17 protein-coding genes are annotated in these 19,621 nt (G+C 61.3%); 10 read left to right on the forward strand and 7 right to left on the reverse strand.

Annotation, left to right across the window (positions count from 1 at the left end):
* Positions 1-189 precede the first annotated feature (189 nt).
* From GTP46_RS04075 to GTP46_RS04090, 4 genes are all read left to right on the forward strand, one after another.
* Positions 190-2,559, forward strand: a complete 2,370-nt coding sequence (locus GTP46_RS04075) for a DNA polymerase II (protein WP_161005337.1) — start codon at positions 190-192, stop codon at positions 2,557-2,559.
* A 12-nt stretch (positions 2,560-2,571) separates the two neighbouring features.
* Positions 2,572-3,366: an isocitrate lyase/PEP mutase family protein gene (locus GTP46_RS04080; RefSeq protein WP_161005338.1), complete on the forward strand. Its 795-nt coding sequence runs from the start codon at positions 2,572-2,574 to the stop codon at positions 3,364-3,366.
* A 167-nt stretch (positions 3,367-3,533) separates the two neighbouring features.
* Positions 3,534-5,246 (forward strand): methyl-accepting chemotaxis protein, encoded by a 1,713-nt coding sequence (locus GTP46_RS04085; protein ID WP_161005339.1) that lies wholly within the window; start codon positions 3,534-3,536, stop codon positions 5,244-5,246.
* A 56-nt stretch (positions 5,247-5,302) separates the two neighbouring features.
* Positions 5,303-7,012: a glycoside hydrolase family 9 protein gene (locus GTP46_RS04090; RefSeq protein WP_229258787.1), complete on the forward strand. Its 1,710-nt coding sequence runs from the start codon at positions 5,303-5,305 to the stop codon at positions 7,010-7,012.
* Here the strand turns inward: GTP46_RS04090 and GTP46_RS04095 are convergent.
* A complete protein-coding gene (locus GTP46_RS04095; protein WP_161005341.1) occupies positions 7,005-7,520 on the reverse strand; it encodes an Lrp/AsnC family transcriptional regulator in 516 nt (171 codons plus the stop codon). The two genes, GTP46_RS04090 and GTP46_RS04095, sit on opposite strands and share 8 nt — an antisense overlap.
* A 128-nt stretch (positions 7,521-7,648) precedes the next feature.
* Here GTP46_RS04095 and GTP46_RS04100 point away from each other — a divergent pair, with 128 nt between their 5' ends.
* The 4 genes from GTP46_RS04100 to hppD are packed head-to-tail and all read left to right on the forward strand — an operon-like array spanning position 7,649 to position 11,056.
* Positions 7,649-8,836: an amino acid aminotransferase gene (locus tag GTP46_RS04100; RefSeq protein WP_161005342.1), complete on the forward strand. Its 1,188-nt coding sequence runs from the start codon at positions 7,649-7,651 to the stop codon at positions 8,834-8,836.
* Position 8,837: 1 nt separating this feature from the next.
* Positions 8,838-9,146: a 4a-hydroxytetrahydrobiopterin dehydratase gene (locus tag GTP46_RS04105; RefSeq protein WP_161005343.1), complete on the forward strand. Its 309-nt coding sequence runs from the start codon at positions 8,838-8,840 to the stop codon at positions 9,144-9,146.
* Positions 9,133-9,987, forward strand: a complete 855-nt coding sequence (gene phhA, locus GTP46_RS04110) for a phenylalanine 4-monooxygenase (RefSeq protein WP_161005344.1) — start codon at positions 9,133-9,135, stop codon at positions 9,985-9,987. Before GTP46_RS04105 ends, phhA begins: the two co-directional genes overlap by 14 nt.
* A gap of 1 nt (position 9,988) precedes the next feature.
* A complete protein-coding gene (gene hppD, locus GTP46_RS04115; protein WP_161005345.1) occupies positions 9,989-11,056 on the forward strand; it encodes a 4-hydroxyphenylpyruvate dioxygenase in 1,068 nt (355 codons plus the stop codon).
* Between the two features lies 1 nt (position 11,057).
* Here hppD and GTP46_RS04120 read toward each other — a convergent pair whose 3' ends face one another.
* The 3 genes from GTP46_RS04120 to GTP46_RS29620 are packed head-to-tail and all read right to left on the reverse strand — an operon-like array spanning position 11,058 to position 14,724.
* Complete coding sequence (locus GTP46_RS04120; protein ID WP_161005346.1) at positions 11,058-12,659, reverse strand: GMC family oxidoreductase; 1,602 nt, start codon at positions 12,657-12,659, stop codon at positions 11,058-11,060.
* Positions 12,649-13,728, reverse strand: a complete 1,080-nt coding sequence (locus tag GTP46_RS29615) for an alkane 1-monooxygenase (protein ID WP_229258788.1) — start codon at positions 13,726-13,728, stop codon at positions 12,649-12,651. The genes GTP46_RS04120 and GTP46_RS29615 overlap by 11 nt, the downstream gene beginning before the upstream one ends.
* A 3-nt stretch (positions 13,729-13,731) precedes the next feature.
* Entirely contained in the window at positions 13,732-14,724 is a 993-nt protein-coding gene (locus tag GTP46_RS29620) for a 2Fe-2S iron-sulfur cluster-binding protein (protein ID WP_371869552.1), read from the reverse strand.
* Between the two features lie 131 nt (positions 14,725-14,855).
* On the opposite strand from GTP46_RS29620, the gene GTP46_RS04130 reads away from it, so the two are divergent.
* Positions 14,856-15,866, forward strand: coding sequence for an AraC family transcriptional regulator (locus GTP46_RS04130; RefSeq protein ID WP_161005347.1), 1,011 nt, complete (start codon positions 14,856-14,858; stop codon positions 15,864-15,866).
* A gap of 33 nt (positions 15,867-15,899) precedes the next feature.
* On the opposite strand, the gene solA is transcribed toward GTP46_RS04130, so the two are convergent.
* Both solA and GTP46_RS04140 read right to left on the reverse strand, forming a co-directional pair.
* The gene (gene solA / locus GTP46_RS04135; RefSeq protein ID WP_161005348.1) at positions 15,900-17,078 is read right to left on the reverse strand and encodes an N-methyl-L-tryptophan oxidase; all 1,179 of its coding nucleotides are present in this window, start codon (positions 17,076-17,078) and stop codon (positions 15,900-15,902) included.
* A 90-nt stretch (positions 17,079-17,168) separates the two neighbouring features.
* A complete protein-coding gene (locus GTP46_RS04140) occupies positions 17,169-17,804 on the reverse strand; it encodes a response regulator transcription factor (protein WP_229258790.1) in 636 nt (211 codons plus the stop codon).
* A 136-nt stretch (positions 17,805-17,940) separates the two neighbouring features.
* On the opposite strand from GTP46_RS04140, the gene GTP46_RS04145 reads away from it, so the two are divergent.
* On the forward strand, positions 17,941-18,846 hold the full coding sequence (locus tag GTP46_RS04145; RefSeq protein WP_161005349.1) for an alpha/beta fold hydrolase: 906 nt from the start codon (positions 17,941-17,943) through the stop codon (positions 18,844-18,846).
* A 48-nt stretch (positions 18,847-18,894) separates the two neighbouring features.
* On the opposite strand, the gene GTP46_RS04150 is transcribed toward GTP46_RS04145, so the two are convergent.
* Positions 18,895-19,482 (reverse strand): flavodoxin family protein, encoded by a 588-nt coding sequence (locus GTP46_RS04150; protein ID WP_161005350.1) that lies wholly within the window; start codon positions 19,480-19,482, stop codon positions 18,895-18,897.
* Between the last annotated feature and the right edge of the window lie 139 nt (positions 19,483-19,621).

Below are 19,621 nucleotides of genomic sequence, written 5' to 3' on the forward strand. Positions count from 1 at the left end.
GTGATATTCGCCGCGTGAATCTCTGGCATCAGAAAGATAAATTGGATTAATAGTTGAGGATGGCTCATCATTCAGTTGTCTCCTCTATTCTCCTCCAAGGAAATAGATTTAGCCCGCTCCTGTAGCGGGCTTTTTTTTGCCTTGCGCCAGTGTGATGCTGGCTGTATGTGCATACAGTATAATTCTGGCATGACGCAAACCGCACATACCGGCTTCATCCTGACCCGCCACTGGCGCGATACGCCTAGTGGTACGGAGATCGATTTCTGGCTGGCGACTGACGCCGGCCCCAGGAAAGTCCGACTCACCGCGCAAACTTCGGTGGCTTTCGCCGAGGCTTCCCTGCGCACGGCCATTGAGGCGCAGATTACGCCGGATGCCGGCATCGAATTGCGCGAGCTGCAGCTCAAGACTTTCCAGCAGCAGCCGGTGATCGGCGTCTATGCCTCGCGCTACAAGCAGTTGACGGCGCTGGAGCGCTCGCTGCGCGACCACGGTATCAAATTGTTCGAGGCCGACATCCGTCCGCCCGAGCGCTACCTGATGGAGCGCTTCATCACCGCCACCGTGCAGACCGAGGGCGGCCACGCCAGCGGCCCGGTCATCCACAACTGCAAACTCAAGCCTGCACCCGAGTACCGGCCCACGCTGAAGATGGTTTCGCTGGACATTGAAACCAGTGCTTTCGGCGACCTGTACTCCATCGCACTGGAAGGCTGCGGTCAGCGCCAGGTCTATATGCTGGGCGCGACGCCGGACCAAGCACCGGTGGTCGACTTTAATCTTGAATACTGCGCCGCGCCGCGCCAGTTAATCGAACGCCTGAACACCTGGCTGGCGCGTCATGACCCCGACGTCATCATCGGCTGGAACGTGGTGCAGTTCGACTTGCGCGTGCTGCAAAAGAACGCCGACAAATTCAAGGTGCCGCTGGCGCTGGGCCGCGAAGGCAAGAATATCGAGTGGCGCGAGCATCCGGGCAAGCAGGACTACTGGTTTGCGCCGGTCCCCGGCCGCATCATCCTCGACGGCATCGATGCGCTCAAGGCCGCCTCGTGGCTGTTCCCTTCCTACTCGCTGGAAAACGTGGCGCAAGCCATGCTCGGCGAGGGCAAGGAGATCGGTGACGACTACGACAAGATGGCCGAAATCGAGCGCCGCTTCCAGGAAGACAAGCCGGCGCTGGCGACCTACAACCTCAAAGACTGCGAACTGGTCACGCGGATTTTCCACAAGGCCAACCTGCTGGCCTTCATGATCGAGCGCGCCACCGTGACCGGCTTGCAGGCCGACCATTTGGGCGGATCGATTGCCGCCTTCTCCCATCACTACCTGCCGCGCATGCACCGCGAAGGCTATGTCGCGCCGAATGTCGGCGATATCTCCGGCAGTGCTTCGCCGGGCGGCTTTGTGTTCGACTCCAAGCCCGGCCTGTACGACTCGGTGGTGGTGCTGGACTACAAGAGCTTGTACCCCTCCATCATTCGCACCTTCCTGGTGGATCCGGTCGGCCTGATCGAAGGCGAAGCGGCGGAGGATAAGAGCGTGCTGGTGGAAGGCGTCAACGGCACCATGTTCTCGCGCGAGAAGCACTGCCTGCCCGCCATTACTACGGAAATCTGGAAACAGCGCGACGCCGCCAAGCGCGCCAAGAACGAGCCCTTGTCGACCGCACTCAAGCTGCTGATGAACTCCTTCTGTGGCGTGCTGGGTGCGAGCGAGTGCCGCTTCTTCAATCCGCGCCTGGTGTCCTCGGTGACGCTACGCGGCCACCAGATGCTGAAACAGACGCGTGAACTAGTGGAGGCGCGCGGCTATGACGTCATCTACGGCGATACCGATTCCATCTTCATTTGGCTGAAAAAAGAACACCCCAACGATGAGGCGCTGGCGATAGGCGCTGAACTGGCCGAGTACATCAACAACTGGTGGCGCACCATGCTGAAGGAAAAGCACGGCCTCGACTGTCATCTCGAAATCGAGTTCGACTCGCACTATCAAAAATTCTTCATGCCGACCATCCGTGGCACCGACATGGGCAGCAAGAAGCGCTACGCCGGTTTGATCATCAACGGCAAGGGCGAGGAAGAAGTGATCTATCGTGGCCTTGAAGTCGCCCGCAGCGACTGGACGCCGCTGGCGCAGCAATTCCAGCAAGGCCTGTTCAAGCGTATCTTCAAGGACGAACCGTATCAGGACTTCGTGCGCGACTACGCGCAAAAGACCATGTCCGGCGCTTACGATAGCCTGCTGGTCTACCGCAAGCGCCTGCGCCAGCCGCTGGAGGAATACAAGGTCAACGTGCCACCGCAAGTGCGCGCGGCGCGCCTGGCCGATGAGTACAATCAATCACAGCATCGCCCGCTGCGTTACCAGAATGGCGGCTGGATCAGCTACGTGATGACCACCGGCGGCCCCGAGCCATTGGAAGTGGTGCGCTCGCACATCGACTACGAACATTACCTGACCAAACAACTGCAGCCGATCGCCGATTCGATCCTGCTGCCAATGAACGACAGTTTTACCAGCCTGACCACGGCACAAGCCAGTCTTTTCTAAATAGGAGATTGCATGAACGAGTTCAAGAAACTGCACGACGGTAGCAAGCTGCTCAACCTGCCCAACGCATGGGACGCTGGCAGCGCCCGTTTGTTCGAAAGCCTGGGCGCACCGGCCATCGCCACCACCAGCGCCGGCGTCGCGTGGGCGCAAGGCTATGCCGATAACGACCATCTGCCGGTCGACAACGCCATCGCCGTCGCCGCCAACATCGCGCGCGTGCTGACAGTGCCGCTGTCGATCGATTTTGAAAACGGCTACTCGTCCGATCCGCAGCAGGTCGCACGCAACGTGCTACGCCTGATCGAAGTGGGCGTGGCCGGCATCAACCTGGAAGACGGCAACGATGCGCCGGAACTGCTGGCCGACAAAATCCGCGCCATCAAAACGCTGGCGTCGCAATCGGGCAAGGACATCTTCATCAACACCCGTACCGACGTCTATTTGCGCGGCCTGGCGCCGGAGAGCGAACGTGTGGCCGAAGTCCTGCGCCGCGCTGCGCTGTACCAGGCGGCTGGCGCCAACGGCCTGTTCGTACCCGGCATCTGCAAAGTAGAGGAGATCAAAACCGTCGCCGCCAGCGCTGGCCTGCCGCTCAACGTGATGGACTGGCCAGGCCTGCCATCAAACGAAGAACTGCACCAGCTGGGTGTCGCCCGTTTCAGCGCCGGCTCCGGCATCTCGCAGGCGCTGTGGGCAGTCGCAGCCGGCATGGCCAAAGACTTTCTCGCCACCGGCAACGCCGGCCCACTGATCGCCCAAGCCATGCCCTACGGCGATCTGCAAGCACTGTTCGTTAAATCGTAGGCCCGGGGAGCGGCATTAAGCGATGGCTTGCCGCTTTCTCATAGAAACATACAATCCCTAGCAGTTTGCATGTCTGTTATATTCCAAAATAGCAACTTTTGGTTATGCACAGACATCTGCGCCCCGACCCCGCGCCTTCCGCCTCAAACCCTGCTCAGGAGTTGAAAATGCGCGCCTTCCTGAATCTCCGGCTGTTCTCTAAATTATTGTTGTCGTTTGCTGTGGTGCTGGTGCTGTGTCTCGGCCTCGGTATCTTCTCCGTAGTCCAGCTTGGCAAAGTCAACCAAACCTCGACCGACCTTGAAACCAACTGGATGCCCAGCGTCCGCGTGCTGCTGGAAATGAAGTACGACGTCTCCCGTTACCGCGCCCAGGAAACTCAACACATCTTGTCCACCTCCGAGGCTGACTTCGCCAAGTACGAAAAACGCATGGCCGACTTTAGCGGCAAGCTCAAAGCCCATAGCGCCGAGTATGAAAAACTCATCAGCGAGCCGGAGGAACGCGCCGGCTACGCCGAGTTCAGTCGGCTGTGGGAGCAATACATGGGCATCAGCGCCCAAGTGCAAAAGTTGTCGCGGTCCGGCAAGGATGATGAGGCCAAGACGCTTATCCGTGGCAATTCCTCCACGATGTTCAATTCCGCGACGGACATCCTGGAAAAACTGGCGCAAGTGAATATCGACGGCGGCGTCAAGGCCAGCGAGCAAGGCGATGCGCTGTACGCTTCGGCACGCTGGTGGATCATCGCCATCATCGCGCTGTGCATTGCGATGGGCACGGTGCAGGCTATATGGATTTCCGGCCTGATCTCGCGGCCGCTGGTGAACGCGGTGCAGATCGCGCAAACCGTCGCCGCCGGCAACCTGACTAGCAGGATCGAGGTCAACACCACCGATGAAACCGGCCAGCTGCTGGCCGCGCTCAAGGAGATGAACGACAACCTGCAAAATATTGTCGGCCAGGTGCGTACCGGAACCGATGTGATTGCGACTGCTGCCAGCGAAATCGCCACCGGTAATCTGGACCTGTCGGCCCGCACCGAGCAGCAAGCCAGTTCGCTGGAGGAAACCGCTTCGTCGATGGAAGAGATGACTTCCACCGTCAAGCAAAACAGCGACAACGCACGGCGCGCCAACGAGCTGGCGCATTCGGCCTCCGGCATCGCGCTGCAAGGCGGCACTGTGGTGTCGCAGGTGGTGGAGACTATGGGGTCGATCAACGCCTCGTCCAGCAAGATTGTCGACATCATCGGCGTGATCGATGGCATCGCCTTCCAGACCAACATCCTCGCGCTGAACGCTGCGGTGGAAGCGGCGCGCGCCGGCGAACAAGGGCGCGGCTTTGCCGTGGTGGCGTCCGAGGTGCGCAATCTGGCGCAACGCTCGGCCAGCGCCGCCAAGGAAATCAAGAGCCTGATCACCGACTCGGTGGCGCAGGTGGAGGCGGGCAGCAAGCTGGTGCACCAGGCCGGCAAGACGATGGATGAAGTGGTGTCCAGCGTGAAGAAGGTGTCCGACATCGTGGCCGAGATTACTAACGCCGGCCGGGAGCAGGAAGTCGGCATCGAGCAGATTAACCAGGCCATCTCGGAGATGGATACGGTCACGCAGCAAAACGCTGCGCTGGTTGAACAGGCAGCAGCGGCATCGGCGTCGATGCAGGAGCAGGCGGAAAACCTGTCGCGCGTGGTGAGTGTGTTCAAGCTCGATCAGTCGGGCGGGTCGTCGCAGGCAGCGATGGCGCGTCCTGCGCGGCCGCCGGCACCGGCGCCTGCACCGCGTCCGCAGTTGACGCAGTCGAGCGGCGCGACGGTGGCCTTCATGCGTCCCACCGCCAAAGCCAAGGCCGCAGCCGAAGGCGATTGGGAGGAGTTCTGACACTGGTGTAAGATGCTCCACGTTGAAATGTCCACGTGGAGCGTTTTCCGATGCGAATGATGATGTTTTTACGTGCGATCAATCTGATTGCACTGGGCCTGTCCGCGTTGCCGGCTTCCTCGTTTGCCGCGCAGATCAAACTGAATCAATTGGGCTATTTGCCCGCATCGGCCAAAGTGGCGGTGGTGCCCGGCACCGAGAACGGGGCGCGGCAGTTTGCCATCATCAAGGCAGGCAGCAACGACGTGGTGCAGAGTGGCACACTGGGCGTCGCACAGTGGTCGTCCGATGCTGGCGAGAGCGTGCGTCTGGCGGACTTCAGTGGCTTGCAAACGCCAGGCCGCTACCAGCTGCGCGTAGAAGGCATGCCTGATTCACTACCGTTTGAAGTTAGCGCTAACGCGTACGCGGCGCTCAACGCCGCATCGATTCGTGCCTACTACCTGAATCGCGCCAGCATCGCGCTGGATGCGCAGCACGCAGGCATTTATGCGCGCGCAGCCGGCCATCCGGACACGCAAGTGCTGGTCCACGCATCGGCTGCATCGGCGGCGCGTCCTGCCGGCACCGTGATCTCCAGCCCGAAAGGCTGGTACGACGCCGGCGACTACAACAAATACATCGTCAACTCTGGCATCTCCACCTACACGCTACTGGCAGCGTACGAAGACTTCCCTGACTTCTTCCGCAAGCAAACCCTCAACATCCCCGAGAGCGGCAACGGCAAACCGGATCTGCTCAACGAAGCATTGTGGAACCTCGAGTGGATGCTCACCATGCAGGACCCCAATGACGGTGGCGTCTATCACAAGCTGACCAACCTGAGTTTCGACGGCATGGTGATGCCGGAAAAGGCCATCATGCCGCGCTACGTGGTGCAGAAATCCACCGCCGCCGCATTGGACTTCGCCGCCGTAATGGCAACCGCCAGCCGGGTCTACGCGCCATTTGACAAGGCGCTGTCGCAGCGCATGCTGGCCGCGTCGAAAGCGGCATGGCAATGGGCGCAAGCGCATCCGCGCGACTACTACCAGCAGCCGAAAGACGTCAGCACCGGCGATTACGGCGACAAGGATGTGAGCGACGAATTCGCGTGGGCCGCCGCAGAGCTCTACATCAGCACCGGCGACGACGCCTACTACCAAGCCATGCACGCACCGGAGGTACAAGCCACGGTGCCAACGTGGAGCGACGTGCGCAGCCTCGCATGGTTGTCACTGGCGCGCCATCGCCAGCAGCTCACCGGCGCGGCAGACCAGCAACTGATCGCCAGCCGCGTCACCACCTTGTCGCAACGATTGGCGAATCAATGGAAGCAATCGGCCTACGGCATCGTCATGCAAACCGGCGACTACGTCTGGGGCAGCAGCGCCGTTGCGCTGAACCAGTCGATGGTGCTGCTGCACGGCTACCGCTTGACTGGTAAGCGCGAATATCTCGACGCCGCGCAATCGGGCCTCGATTATGTGTTGGGCCGTAACGCCGTCGATACTTCGTTCGTGACAGGGCAGGGCACGCGCTCCGCGCTGCATCCCCATCATCGTCCATCGGTGGCGGATGGTATCGATGCGCCGGTGCCGGGCTTTCTGGTCGGCGGCCCACAACCGGGACAGCAGGACAAGAAAGATTGCAGCGTGCCGTATCCATCATCGCTGCCGGCCAAGTCGTGGCTGGACCACGCCTGCTCCTACGCCAGCAACGAGATCGCGATCAACTGGAATGCGCCGCTGGTCTACGTTTCGGCGGCGCTCCAGGCGATCAAGTGAACTGGATGCGCTTGCGGTTCTCGGTCGGCTGCATCACGTGATCGAGCGGCAGCACGTGCGTGTGCTTGATCTTGCGTAGCGTGATGGTCGACTTGACCTGCGCTACACCGGGTATGCGCAGGATCTTCTCGGTCATGAACTTGGACAGCGCCGACAAATCCGGTGCTACCACGCGCAAGTGATAGTCCGAGCGTCCGGCCAGCGTGTAGCATTCGGTGACCTCCACCAGTCCGGCCACCTCGGTCTCGAAACGCTCGCTGGCCGATGGGCTGTGGTGGTCCAGCGTCACCTCGGTGAAGGCCATCACGTCCAACCCCACCGCCACCGGATCGATGATGGCCGCATAGTGGTCGATCACGCCGCCTTCCTGCAAGCGCAGCACGCGCCGGCTCACCTGCGAGGTCGATAAATGGATCTTGCTGCCCAAGGCGCTATTGGTGGCCTGGCCGTCGCGCTGAAGCTCGGTCAGCAGATGTAAATCGAACTTGTCGATGGTTGTGATCGTCATGTGCATCTCCGGCGAGTTTTATGAATATTCTGTGCGCAGATTATACAAAACTCCGTTAAATATGCTTACTTTTCCCGGCTTTTGAGGATTAAGCTGTTCCTGTTTACACCATAAAAACAGGAGGTAAAATGTTTCAGCACATCGAAGCATTTGCTGGGGATCCTATCCTCACGCTGAACGAACAATTCGCCGCCGATCCGCGCGCGGACAAAATCAATTTGAGCATCGGCGTTTACCTGAACGACGAGCAGCGCATCCCGCTGATGGGCGCCGTGGCAGCCGCCGAAGTGCGCCTGGCCCAGTCCATCAACCCGCATCCATATTTGCCGATGGCCGGCCTGCCAGCCTACCGCGAACAATCGCGCCGCCTGGTATTCGGCGAAGGGCAGGGCGAACGCATCGCCACCATCCAGACGCTGGGCGGTTCGGGCGCATTGAAAGTGGGCGCTGACTTCCTGAAAGCCTGGTTCCCGCAAGCCCGCGTGTGGGTCAGCGATCCAACGTGGGACAACCACAAGGGTATCTTCGGCGGCGCCGGTTTCGAAGTTGGCACCTACCCTTACTACTCGCCTGCAACGCACGGCGTGGCCTTCGACGCCATGCTGGCCGCACTGCGCGCACTGCCGGCCGGCGACATCATCGTGCTGCACGCCTGCTGCCACAACCCGACCGGCGCGGACCTCAGCCAGCAGCAGTGGCGCGAGCTGGCGCTGGTGGTACAGGAGCGCGACCTGCTGCCGTTCTTTGACATCGCCTATCAAGGTTTCGGCGAGGGCATTGTCGAAGATGCATTTGCGATCCGCTATTTTGCGGAGCAGAATATCCCCTTGCTGGTCGCTTCTTCCTACTCCAAGAATTTTGCCATCTACGGCGAGCGTTGCGGCGCGCTGCATGTCACCGGCAAGGATGCGGACGAAGCGCAGAAGATTTTCGGCCAGCTGCAATCGGCCGTGCGCAAGAATTACTCCAGCCCTCCGGCCTACGGCGGCCGGGTGATCGCTACCGTACTGGAAGATCAGCAGCTGCGCGCGCAGTGGGAAGCCGAACTGACCGCCATGCGCGTGCGCATGAAGCAGATCCGCAGCGAGCTGTATGCGCAATTGAAAGCACAACTGCCGGGTGGCGATTTTGAATACCTGCGCATCCAGCAGGGTATGTTCAGCTTTACCGGTTTGCCGGTGGCGCAAATCCGTAAGCTGCGCGATGCGCATGGTGTGTACCTGATCGAATCGGGCCGCGTATGTTTGGCCGCGTTGAGCAGTGCAGGCGTAGCGCCGGTAGCGCGCGCCGTCGTGCAAGTGATGACGGAGAACTGATATGGAAAAAATCGACACCAAGGTGCTGCCGGAAAAACTGGCCACCGCTCCCGCATGGACGCTGTCCAACGACCACCTGTCCATCCACCGCGAATTCAAATTCGCCGATTTCGTGGAGGCTTTCGCTTTCATGAGCGCCGTGGCCATCACCTCGGAAAAGCGCAACCACCATCCTGAGTGGTTCAACGTCTACAACAAGGTGCAGATCAAGTGGACTACGCACGATGCGGGCGGCCTGACGCAGCGTGACTTCGACATGGCGCAGTTCTGCGACAGCATCGCCCAGGGATTCGGCCATGCAGCTGTCTGACCTGCCGCCGGGCCAGCGCGACGACTGGACCATCGACCAGCAGTGGGACCAATATACGCCGCAGCAGCACGCCGTCTGGAAAACGCTGTTCGAGCGCCAGAGCAAACTGCTGGAAGGCCGCGCCTGCGATGAATTTTTGGCCGGCATGCGCGCGCTGCCAATCGCCCCGGACCAGATCCCCGACTTCCGCCAACTGAGCGAAGTGCTGATGCAGCACACCGGCTGGCAAGTAGTGGCAGTGCCGGGACTAGTGCCGGATGAAGTCTTCTTCGAACACCTGGCCAATCGCCGCTTCCCGGCTGGCCAGTTCATTCGCAACGCCGACCAGCTGGACTACCTGCAAGAGCCGGACGTATTCCACGACGTGTTCGGCCACGTGCCGCTGCTGATGAATCCCATCATCGCCGACTACATCCAGGCTTACGGCGTGGGCGGTCTGCGCGCCAAGGAAAAGGGCGTGCTGGATCTGCTGGCGCGCGTCTACTGGTACACCGTGGAATTCGGCCTGGTGCAGCAGAAGGACGGCTTGCGTTTATACGGCGCGGGCATCGTGTCCTCCTACACCGAATCGATCTTCGCGCTGGACGACGCCTCGCCCAACCGCGTGCAGTTCGACCTCGCGCGCGTGATGCAGACCGACTACCGCATCGACGATTTCCAGGAAACCTATTTCGTCATCCGCGACCTCGACGAACTGCTGCAACTGGCGCATACCGATTTCGACCCGCTGTACGCGCAAGTCCAACAACGCCCGGTACTGCAACCGGGCACCATCCTGCCTGAAGACGTGCTGACGACGCGCGGCACCGGCAGCTATCACAACGTTAAAAAGGAAAAATAAAATGGCAGACTTGTTCGACAATCCTATGGGCCTGATGGGCTTTGAATTCGTGGAATTCGCCTCGCCTGTGGAAGGCCTGCTGGAGACCGTATTTGAGCAGCTGGGCTTCAGCAAAGTTGCGGTGCACCGCTCCAAGAACGTGGTGCTGTACCGCCAGGGCGGCATCAACTTCATCATCAACCACGAGCCTAACAGCCCGGCCGCCTACTTCGCGGCAGAACACGGCCCGTCGGCATGCGGCATGGCTTTCCGCGTCCGCAATTCGCACCAGGCTTACAAACGCGCACTGGAACTGGGCGCGCAAGCCGTTGAGATGCATACCGGCCCGATGGAACTGCGACTGCCTGCCATCAAAGGCATCGGCGGCGCGCCGCTGTACCTGATCGACCGCTTTGAAGATGGCGCATCGATCTATGACATCGACTTCGAATTCCTGGAAGGCGTCGACCGCAATCCACCGGGCCATGGTTTGCAAATCATCGACCACCTGACCCACAACGTCTATCGCGGCCGCATGAGCTACTGGGCATCGTTCTACGAGCGTCTGTTCAACTTCAAGGAAATCCGCTACTTCGATATCAAGGGCGAATACACCGGCCTGACCTCGCGCGCCATGACTGCGCCGGACGGCAAGATCCGCATCCCGCTGAACGAAGAGGGCAAGGCAGGCGGCGGCCAGATCGAAGAGTTCCTGATGAAGTTCAACGGCGAAGGCATCCAGCACATTGCGCTGCTGAGCGAAGACCTGATCACCACCGTGGATAGCCTGCGCAAAGCCGGCGTTCCGCTGATGACTGCACCGCCAGAGACCTACTACGAAATGCTGGAAGGCCGCGTACCGGGCCACGGTGAAGACGCCGCTGAACTGAAAGCGCGCGGCCTGCTGCTGGACGGCTCGGTGGTAGACGGTAAACCGCGCCTGCTGCTGCAGATCTTCTCGGAAACCCAGCTGGGTCCTGTGTTCTTCGAATTCATCCAGCGCAAAGGCGACGATGGTTTCGGCGAGGGCAACTTCAAAGCCCTGTTCGAATCCATCGAGCGTGACCAGAAACGCCGCGGCGTAATCTGATTTAACGTAGCCACTCCGCCGCGCGTTCGGCAATCATGATGGTCGGCGCATTGGTGTTCCCGCTAATCAGCGTGGGATAAACCGATGCGTCAACCACGCGCAGGTTCTGCAATCCGTGTACGCGCAGCTTTGGATCTACCACCGCCATCTCGTCCGTCCCCATGCGGCAGGTGCCGACCGGGTGGTAAATGGTGTCGGCGCGCGAGCGTATCATCTGCTCCAGCGCCGCATCGTTGTTGTAGTCGACCGGGTAGACGTCGCGGTGCGCATACTTGGATAACACTGGCGAGTTCATGATGTCCACCGACTTGCGCACGCCGTTCATCAGCAGCGACATGTCCTCCGGGTGCGACAGAAATTTCGGATCGATGCGTGGCGCCGAATGTGGGTTCGCATCGTGCAGTCCCACCTCACCGCGCGACTTCGGCCGCAGCACGCACACGTGGCACGAATAGCCGTAGCCGTAACGCAGGTTACGCGCATGGTTGTCCACCACGCCGATCAGGAAGTGCAGCTGCAAATCCGGCCGCTCCATTCCCGCCTCTGACTTGATGAAGCCCGCGCCTTCCGCAAATGGCGTAGCGATCATGCCGTTGCCGGTCTTGCGCCACTCATTCGCCGCCTTGGCGATGCGCCCCATGCCGGTCACCGAAAGACCGAACAAATCCTTTTCCTTGCAGCGGTAGACCAGCACATAATCGACGTGGTCCTGCAAATTCTTGCCGACACCGGGCAGGGCGTGACGCACCGGAATGCCGTGCAGCGCCAGCTCTTGCGGATCACCGACGCCGGACAGCATCAGCAGCTGCGGCGTGTTGAAGGCACCACCGCACAGGATCACCTCGCGCCGCGCACGCACTGGCGTCAGCACGCCGTCGCGGCGAATCTCCACGCCATTGGCGCGGCGGCCGTCGAACAGCACGCGCGTGGCCTGCGTATTCGTCAACACCGTCAGGTTGCGGCGCTGGTCCATCACCGGATGCAAATAGGCCGCCGCCGCCGAACAGCGCTCGCCATTGCGCGCCCCGCCGTGGAATTGCGTGACCTGGTAGTGCCCCACGCCTTCCTGATCCGGGCCGTTGAAATCGGGATTGCGCGGATAGCCGCGCTCCATCGCTGCGCGCACAAAGTCCTCGGTCACCGGACGGGGAGCGCGCTGCTCGGATACTTTCAGCGGACCATCGCCGCCATGCAGCTCGGAGTTGCCGCGTTCATTGCCCTCGGAGCGTTTGAAGTAAGGTAAAACATCGTCGAATGACCAGCCGCTCGCACCTTGCTGCACCCAGCTGTCATAGTCCTGGCGCTGACCGCGAATGTACAGCATGGCGTTCAGGGCACTGGAGCCGCCAAGGCAACGACCGCGTGGCTGGTAGCCACGGCGTCCGTTCAACCCTGGTTGCGGTTCGGTTTCGAAAGCATAGTTGTTGATCTTCGGCCGGCCCGGCACCATGGCCACCATCGCGGCTGGCGCGCGCACGATGATGCTGCGGCCATCGCCGCCTGCTTCGATCAGGCATACCGATACGGCTGGATCTTCGGTCAGGCGCGACGCCAGCGTTGCACCACCCGAACCACCTCCTACGATCACAAAATCAAATTCCATGCATGTCTCCTGTGTTGAATGCTTTCATGCCGCTACGGGCATTTGCTTGTGCCGCCAGTTGGCGCTCTGCGGGCGTGGCGTGGGTGCGGTCCCATGCCAGCACCTTCGGTGTCATTAAGCGATGCCACAGCGGCGGCACCAGCGCCACCGCGATGGTGGTGAGATAACCGCTGATCATCATCGGCGCATCGGTGAATGGCTTCAGGTCCTGGTAGGGCACTTCGCCCTGCGCGTGGTGGTGCGAGTGGCGCGTCAGGTTGAACATGGTCCATGAGCTGAAGCGGCGGTTGGTATTCCACGAATGGCGCGGCTGCACCGGCGTGGCCGGATCGCGCACGATGCCGTAGTGCTCCATGTAGTTGACCACTTCCAGCAGCGCCTTGCCGGTCAGTGCACACAGCACGAAGTAGCCAGCGCCCGCCCAGCCGCCGACGGCCCACGCGGCAGCCACCAGCAGCACGCTCATGGCGTGGCCGCGCAGCACCGCGTTGTGCGGCGACAGCGCGCTGCGTCGTTCGCGCTTCAGGCGCTTCTTCTCAATCTCCCACGCGCTAATATTGCCCTTGATGGTGGAGGCGACGATGTGGAAGTAGACGTTGCGGCCGCGCGGTGCGGTGGCCGGATCGTCCAGCGTGGAGACGTAGCGGTGGTGGCCGTACACATGCTCCACCGAGAAGATGGTATCGAAGCTGAACGCCAGCAGCCAGCGCCCGATCAGCATGGACACCGGATCCCACGTGCGATGCGTCAGTTCGTGCGCGGTGATGGTGCCGACCATGCCGATCATCAGGCCGGTGAGCATTACGCCGGCGACCGAGTGCGTGCTCGTCACGGCAACGTACACAATCGTCGCTAGTAGCGGCAGCGCAAGCCACAGCTGGAACGTCAGAATACGGGGATGGCGGTACTTCGGCGTGCTGAGATCATCGCCGCCGATCGCATCGCCGAGGATGTAGATGCCCAGCACCGCTAGCAAGCCGATGGTGGTGGCTGTGCCGCCAGCGTACAGCGCGGCCAGCGACGCCAGTCCTATCGCGTGGAATAGAAAGAACTTCAGGTAATGCAGCATGGTTTATTTGTCTCCCCATATTGTTGTAAATCGGTCTGCGTGTATGTGTTTGGAGTCGACGCCGCATTGCGCCAGCGTGGCGCTGCAAGCATCGATCATGGCGGGTGGGCCGCACAGGTAGGCGTGTGATTCGGGCGTTGCATGCTGTGCGAGATAGTCGCCGACCATGCCGCGCCGGCCCTTCCAGCTGGAGTCTGCAGCAGCGCCGGACAACACCGGCACAAACTCGAACGCCGCTCTCCAGTCCTGCGCGATGGCTTTGATCTCTTCCAGCGCATACAGGTCGTGTTCCTCGCGTGCGCCGAACAGCAGCGTGGCAGGACGGCGCACGCTGGCATGCAGCGCGTCGCGCAGCACCGCCAACACCGGCGCCAGGCCGCTGCCACCGGCGATGAACAGCAGCGGCGCATCGGCAGGGCGCAGCCAGAAATCGCCCAGCGGCCCATCGACCACGACCTCCTCGCCGACCACGCTGCGCTCATTGACCAGCGTAGACAGCGCACCGCCAACCACTTTGCGAATGAAGAACTGCACCTGCGCATCCGGCTGCACCGGCGTGGCGAAGGAATAGCTGCGTTCCAGCTCACCCAGCGGCGCAAGGCTAAGCTGCGCGAACTGGCCTGCCTTGTACTGCAAGCTTTCACTGAGCTGGATGCGCAACTGCGTGATGTCATGCGTCAGCCGCTGCTGGCCAATCACGCGGCCCGCCACCTTGCTGCGCGCCTGCTGCGCCGACAGGTCCACCTCGACCGCGATATCAGTCAGCGCTACCGACTGGCAGGCGAGGATGTAGCCGCGCTCCAGCTCATCGTCGGACAGCACGTAGCCAGGCCGCGTCAATTCCTTCACGCGGCCGGACAGCAGCCGGCATTTGCAAGTAGCGCAGCCGCCTACGCGGCAGCTATGTGGAAAAGCGATCCCGCTGCGCAGGGCGGCCTGCAGCAGCGTCTCTCCCGCTTGTATCGTGACTGGCAAGCCATTGACCTGCGCTGTCACCGTCTCCTGCTTTCTTAAAAACGAAAACATAATTTTTAGTGTTGTGATGTGACCTCAACATCGTAGGGCGAGGGCGACATCGGCGCGAGGTGGGCTCTTGACATTAAATAGTCATTTATTGACAATGAATCATGCGCTCCCAAGAATTCGCACTCCCCGTCCAATACATCCGCCAGATCGCCGACCAGGTCGCGCGTATGAATGCGGAGATGCCGGCGTCGTTCCGCCGCAAGCACTGGGACGGCATGCCGTCGGGCGACGTGCAGCTGCTGCCGCTGGGCGAGTTTGAACAGCTGGTGCAGGATGCCATCACCACCACCGCCGAACCGGCGTTCGGGCTACTGGTGGGTGACCGTATGCAAATCAATAGTCACGGTATGCTGGGCTACGCTGCCATGAACAGCGCCACCCTGCGCGAAGCCATTGCGCTGATGGAGCAGTACCTGCAAATCCGCACCTTGCTGGTCCGCGTGCGCCACGCCGTCGTGGGCGCTGAGATTCATCTCAGCTTCGAGGAAGCCATCCCGCTGCAGCTGCCGCTGGTGCGGCGCTCGGTGCTGGAGACCATCGTCCTGACCATCAAGAACCTGTTCGACCACATCACCGCCGGCGCGGCGCGCACCGTGTACGCCAGCTTCCCGTTCAGCGAGCCGCCATATGCAGCGCTGGCGCGCGAGATGTTCGGCTGCGCGGTGCGCTACGAGCAGGCGTGGTGCGGTTTCGTATTCCCGGCCGATGCGCTGGACATTCCACTCAGTATGGCCGACCCGATCACGCAGCGGCAGGCGATACAGGTGTGCCAGAAGGAGCTCGATAAAACCTCGCGCCAGCACAGCTGGGCCGGCAAGCTGCAACGGCTGCTGCTGGAAACGCAGAGCACGTTCCCTTCGCTGAACGTGGCGGCGCGCCTGCTGAACGTCACCTCGCGCACGCTGCACCGGCGGCTGGTGGAAGAGGGCACGTCCTACCGCGACGTGATCGATGAAGTACGCCAGTTGCTCGCAGTGGAACATTTAAAAGTCGGCAAACTTTCTGTCGATGAAATAGCTTTCTCGCTGGGCTACACCGACACCGCCAATTTCAGGCGCGCCTTTATCCGCTGGACCGGTTTGTCGCCGTCCGCCTTCCGCGATCGGGTGTAAGGAGACCGGAGAATACATCCGCGTCACCAGCACCTACCGCGTCGCCCAGCCGGCTGCGTTACTCAAGCTGAAGGCCGACAAATCGGCAGCGCGGCTGTCGCCGCAATAACGCATGGCCAGCGCCTCGCCAACGGCGGCGGAGTGCTTGAAGCCGTGGCCGGAGCAAGCCGATACTACCGTCACGCCGGGTAGTTCCGGATGCTCGTCGATCAGGAAGTTAAAGTCCGGCGTGATGGTGTAAGTGCAGACCTTGGACTTGAGCAGGCGCCGTGACACACCGGCCAGCCGCCCGGCCACGTGCTGCTCATACATCGCCTCGGCATCGGCCTGGGTAATGTGGCGGTCCAGATTCTCCGGATCGCAAATATCTGCATACTGCTCGGTGGCGATCTTGATCGCATTCTCGCCGCGCACCGGCGGGAAGCCGTAGCAGCTGCTGGTATCGGCGCCGCCGTCGAGCAGGATGTAGACCGGTGCATTGGTCGCAAACCGCTCCGGCTCATCCAGCTCAAACCAATACAGCTTCTGGCGACAGACCTTGAGCAGTTGCGGGAAAGGCCCGCCTAGCAAACCGGCGCTCCACATGCCCGCGCACGAGATCACGCGGTCCGCCGTCAGCACGCCAGTCGCGGTGCGCACGCGCACACCGCCGGCATATGACTCGATCGCAGTGACCTGCGTATTCGTGAACAGCTCCGCGCCGGCCTGCCGCGCCAATTTCAACTGCACCTCGATGGCGCGCTCCGGCCGCACATAACCAGCCCCCGGTTCGTAGTAGCCTACCGCATGCGGGCCGTAGCCGGTGAACTGCGGAAAACGCTGCGCGATCGCCGCCGCGTCAAGCAGCGCATGTTCAATCCCGAAGCGCCGCGCCATCGCCGCCGTCTCGCCGGCAAAATCGGCAGTGCCATGGCCGCGCGTAGCGACGCGGCTATCACTTAGCATCAGCATGCCGCAAGCCTCCAGCAGCGGCACGCCGCTATGCGCTTCCAGATCACGCCAGATGCGGTGCGCGTTGAGCGCCAGCGGCACATACGCCGCACCTTCGCCTATCGCCTGCCGCGTGATGCGCGTATCGCCGTGGCTGGAGCCCTGATCATGCGGCGGCGCAAACCGGTCCACTCCAGCCACCCGCACACCACGCTGTGCCAACTGATACAAAGTCGCCGCCCCAAACGCGCCCATGCCTACAACTATCACTTCATAATGCATGCAAACTCTCCTCGTTACCCGCAATTTAACAGAGCATGCAGCTTGATGGCATGGGGCCGCTAATGAAGACTGGATTTAATCGCCGGATCCCTACACCTCCCAATAGCCGCGCTTGAGGGCAATCGTCACGGCGTGGGTGCGGTCGCGTGCGCCGAGTTTGGACGAGATGGTTTTCATGTGGGCCTTGATGGTGTCTTCTTTCAGGCCCAGTTGCTGCGCGGCGCGCTGGTTGGAATAGCCGTGCGCAACGAGGCGCAGCACTTCGATCTCACGCGCGGAAAGGGTATCGGCCGGCGGCTGGTACACCACCGCGCGCGCCACTTCCACCGGCAGGAACTGGGCGCCGCCGTGGACGCTGTCGATGCACTCGATCAAGCCGGTGCGCGCCATGTTCTTCAACAGGTAGCCGCTGGCGCCGGCATGCAGCGCGCGCATGATCTGGGCGTCGCCGCTGAAGGTGGTGAGGATGATGATGCGGGCGCGGCCATCAATCGCGCGGATTGCTTCGATGGCCTTGATGCCGCAGCGGCCTGGCATTTGCAAATCCATCAGCGTGATGTCGGGGCGGTGGCGCTGGAATAGCTCGACTGCCATGTCGCCGTTTTCCGCTTCGGCCACCACGTGGATGCGGGCGTCGCGCGCCAGCACGGCCGAGATGCCGCTGCGCAGCAAGGGATGATCGTCGGCGATCATCACCCGTATGCTTGCCTCGCTGTGGTCAGACATGGCCTCGCTCCTTTTGATGCGGTCGAGTGTAGCACGCAAGGTGGCAGCCGATACTACCCCGTTCGGGTGTAGGTTGCGCACCGCTAGCAGCCTACGATGGTTGTTCCAAATTATTGACAACTACGGAGGTTGAATCATGCATTTCTCATTTATCCAGCGGCTCGGCAGCGCTTTCCTGCTGGCGCTGGCCATGCTTGCGCCAGCGCACGCTCAAGAACCCAAGAGCAATTTTGCCGAAGTGAACGGAGTGCGCCTGCACTACCTGTCGGCTGGTAAGGGCGATCCGGTGATTCTGCTACATGGCTTTGCCGAATCCAGCCATATGTGGCGTCCCCTGATTGCCGAGCTGGCCAAGGATCATCTGGTGATTGCACCGGACTTGCGTGGCTTCGGCCAATCGGCAGTGCCGCAGGGCCCGTACACCAAGTCGGTGATGGCGCAAGACGTGCATGCGCTGGCCGTCAGCCTCGGCATCAAATCGGCCAAGGTGGTGGGGCACGACATCGGCCTGATGGTGGCCTATGCCTACGCGGCCCAGTATCCACAGGAAGTGAACAAGATCGTACTGATGGACGCCTTCCTGCCCGGCATCGGCGACTGGACCAAGGTCTGGCTGCTGCGCGACCTGTGGCACTTCCACTTCTACGGCGAGACGCCGCTGGCGCTGGTGAAAGGCCGTGAGCGCACTTATCTTGAACACTTCTGGAATGACTTTGCTGCCGACCGCACCAAATCGCTGAGCGAAGCCGATCGCAAATTCTACGCGCTCGAATACGCCAAGCCTGACCACATGCGCGCCGGCTTTGAAGTGTTCCGCGCGTTTGAAAAAGACGCCGCTGAATTTGCCGAGTTTGGCAAGAAGAAGCTGGCGATTCCAATGCTGGTACTGGCCGGCGAGCGCGCCTCGGGCGATGTGCTGATCGAGCAGGCCAAGCTGGTCGACTCGCAAGTGGAAGGTGTGAAGATCAAGGGCAAAGGTCACTGGCTGATGGAAGAGGCCACCAGCGAAGTGGTGCCTAAGCTGGTGCAGTTCCTCAAGTAATGCAGGTAGCGTGATGACGGGCCGCCTGTGCAGGCGGCCCGTTTTGTTTTACTCGCGGCCGCGGACGAATTGCAGTGCGGTGTTGGCGACGCGCGCACCCAGGTGTTCGGCAGTCTTCAGGTCGGATTCCGATGGCGCCAGTTCAGCGCTTTGGTCCGCATTCGATTGCGCCGCAGCGCCGATGAAGAAACCAAGCCGGTTCAAATCAGCCTCGCTGCCCTTGCTAGAGTTGTTGCCCGGCGGGAGACCAAGGTTCACCCAGTGCATGCCATGCTGCGCGGCGAAGATGAAGAATTGCTGCAGCGTCGCCAGCTTGTCGCCCGAGCGCGAGGCCGAGTTGGTGAAACCGGCTGCCAGCTTATCCTTCCATTTGCCGCCGGCCGCAAACACCGTGTGCGAGGTGGCGTCCTGGAATGCTTTGAACTGCGCCGAAGGGCCGCCCATATAGGTCGGTGCGCCGAAGATGATGGCGTCGGCTTTTTCCAGTTCGGCCCACGGCGCATCGGCGCCATCCACCGCATAGATTTCGGCGCTGACGCCGGCCACCTGGCTGGCGCCGTAGTGGACGGCTTCCGCCTGGCGCTTGGTGTGGCCATAGCCCGAGTGATACACCACCGCGACAATTGCTTTGGTCATGCTGTACTCCTTGTAGTTGAGGAAGAACGTACAGCATAGGGTGATTGGCAGGGGTGTCATACCCACTATAGGGTAGTCTCCCTCCTATGGCAGAGCTACGCGCGCGGCAAGACCGGCCGCAATTTTTTGGCTTGCAATT

Source organism: Duganella flavida (assembly GCF_009857445.1).
Classification (GTDB): Bacteria; Pseudomonadota; Gammaproteobacteria; order Burkholderiales; family Burkholderiaceae_D; genus Rugamonas; species Rugamonas flavida.

Bases quoted from the DNA above. Each gene is read 5' to 3' on its own strand.
- GTP46_RS04075 (WP_161005337.1), top strand. From the start codon at position 190: ATGACGCAAACCGCACATACCGGCTTCATCCTGACCCGCCACTGGCGC.
- GTP46_RS04080 (WP_161005338.1), top strand. From the start codon at position 2,572: ATGAACGAGTTCAAGAAACTGCACGACGGTAGCAAGCTGCTCAACCTG.
- GTP46_RS04085 (WP_161005339.1), top strand. From the start codon at position 3,534: ATGCGCGCCTTCCTGAATCTCCGGCTGTTCTCTAAATTATTGTTGTCG.
- GTP46_RS04090 (WP_229258787.1), top strand. From the start codon at position 5,303: ATGATGATGTTTTTACGTGCGATCAATCTGATTGCACTGGGCCTGTCC.
- GTP46_RS04095 (WP_161005341.1), bottom strand. From the start codon at position 7,520: ATGACGATCACAACCATCGACAAGTTCGATTTACATCTGCTGACCGAG.
- GTP46_RS04100 (WP_161005342.1), top strand. From the start codon at position 7,649: ATGTTTCAGCACATCGAAGCATTTGCTGGGGATCCTATCCTCACGCTG.
- GTP46_RS04105 (WP_161005343.1), top strand. From the start codon at position 8,838: ATGGAAAAAATCGACACCAAGGTGCTGCCGGAAAAACTGGCCACCGCT.
- phhA (WP_161005344.1), top strand. From the start codon at position 9,133: ATGCAGCTGTCTGACCTGCCGCCGGGCCAGCGCGACGACTGGACCATC.
- hppD (WP_161005345.1), top strand. From the start codon at position 9,989: ATGGCAGACTTGTTCGACAATCCTATGGGCCTGATGGGCTTTGAATTC.
- GTP46_RS04120 (WP_161005346.1), bottom strand. From the start codon at position 12,659: ATGGAATTTGATTTTGTGATCGTAGGAGGTGGTTCGGGTGGTGCAACG.
- GTP46_RS29615 (WP_229258788.1), bottom strand. From the start codon at position 13,728: ATGCTGCATTACCTGAAGTTCTTTCTATTCCACGCGATAGGACTGGCG.
- GTP46_RS04130 (WP_161005347.1), top strand. From the start codon at position 14,856: ATGCGCTCCCAAGAATTCGCACTCCCCGTCCAATACATCCGCCAGATC.
- solA (WP_161005348.1), bottom strand. From the start codon at position 17,078: ATGCATTATGAAGTGATAGTTGTAGGCATGGGCGCGTTTGGGGCGGCG.
- GTP46_RS04140 (WP_229258790.1), bottom strand. From the start codon at position 17,804: ATGTCTGACCACAGCGAGGCAAGCATACGGGTGATGATCGCCGACGAT.
- GTP46_RS04145 (WP_161005349.1), top strand. From the start codon at position 17,941: ATGCATTTCTCATTTATCCAGCGGCTCGGCAGCGCTTTCCTGCTGGCG.
- GTP46_RS04150 (WP_161005350.1), bottom strand. From the start codon at position 19,482: ATGACCAAAGCAATTGTCGCGGTGGTGTATCACTCGGGCTATGGCCAC.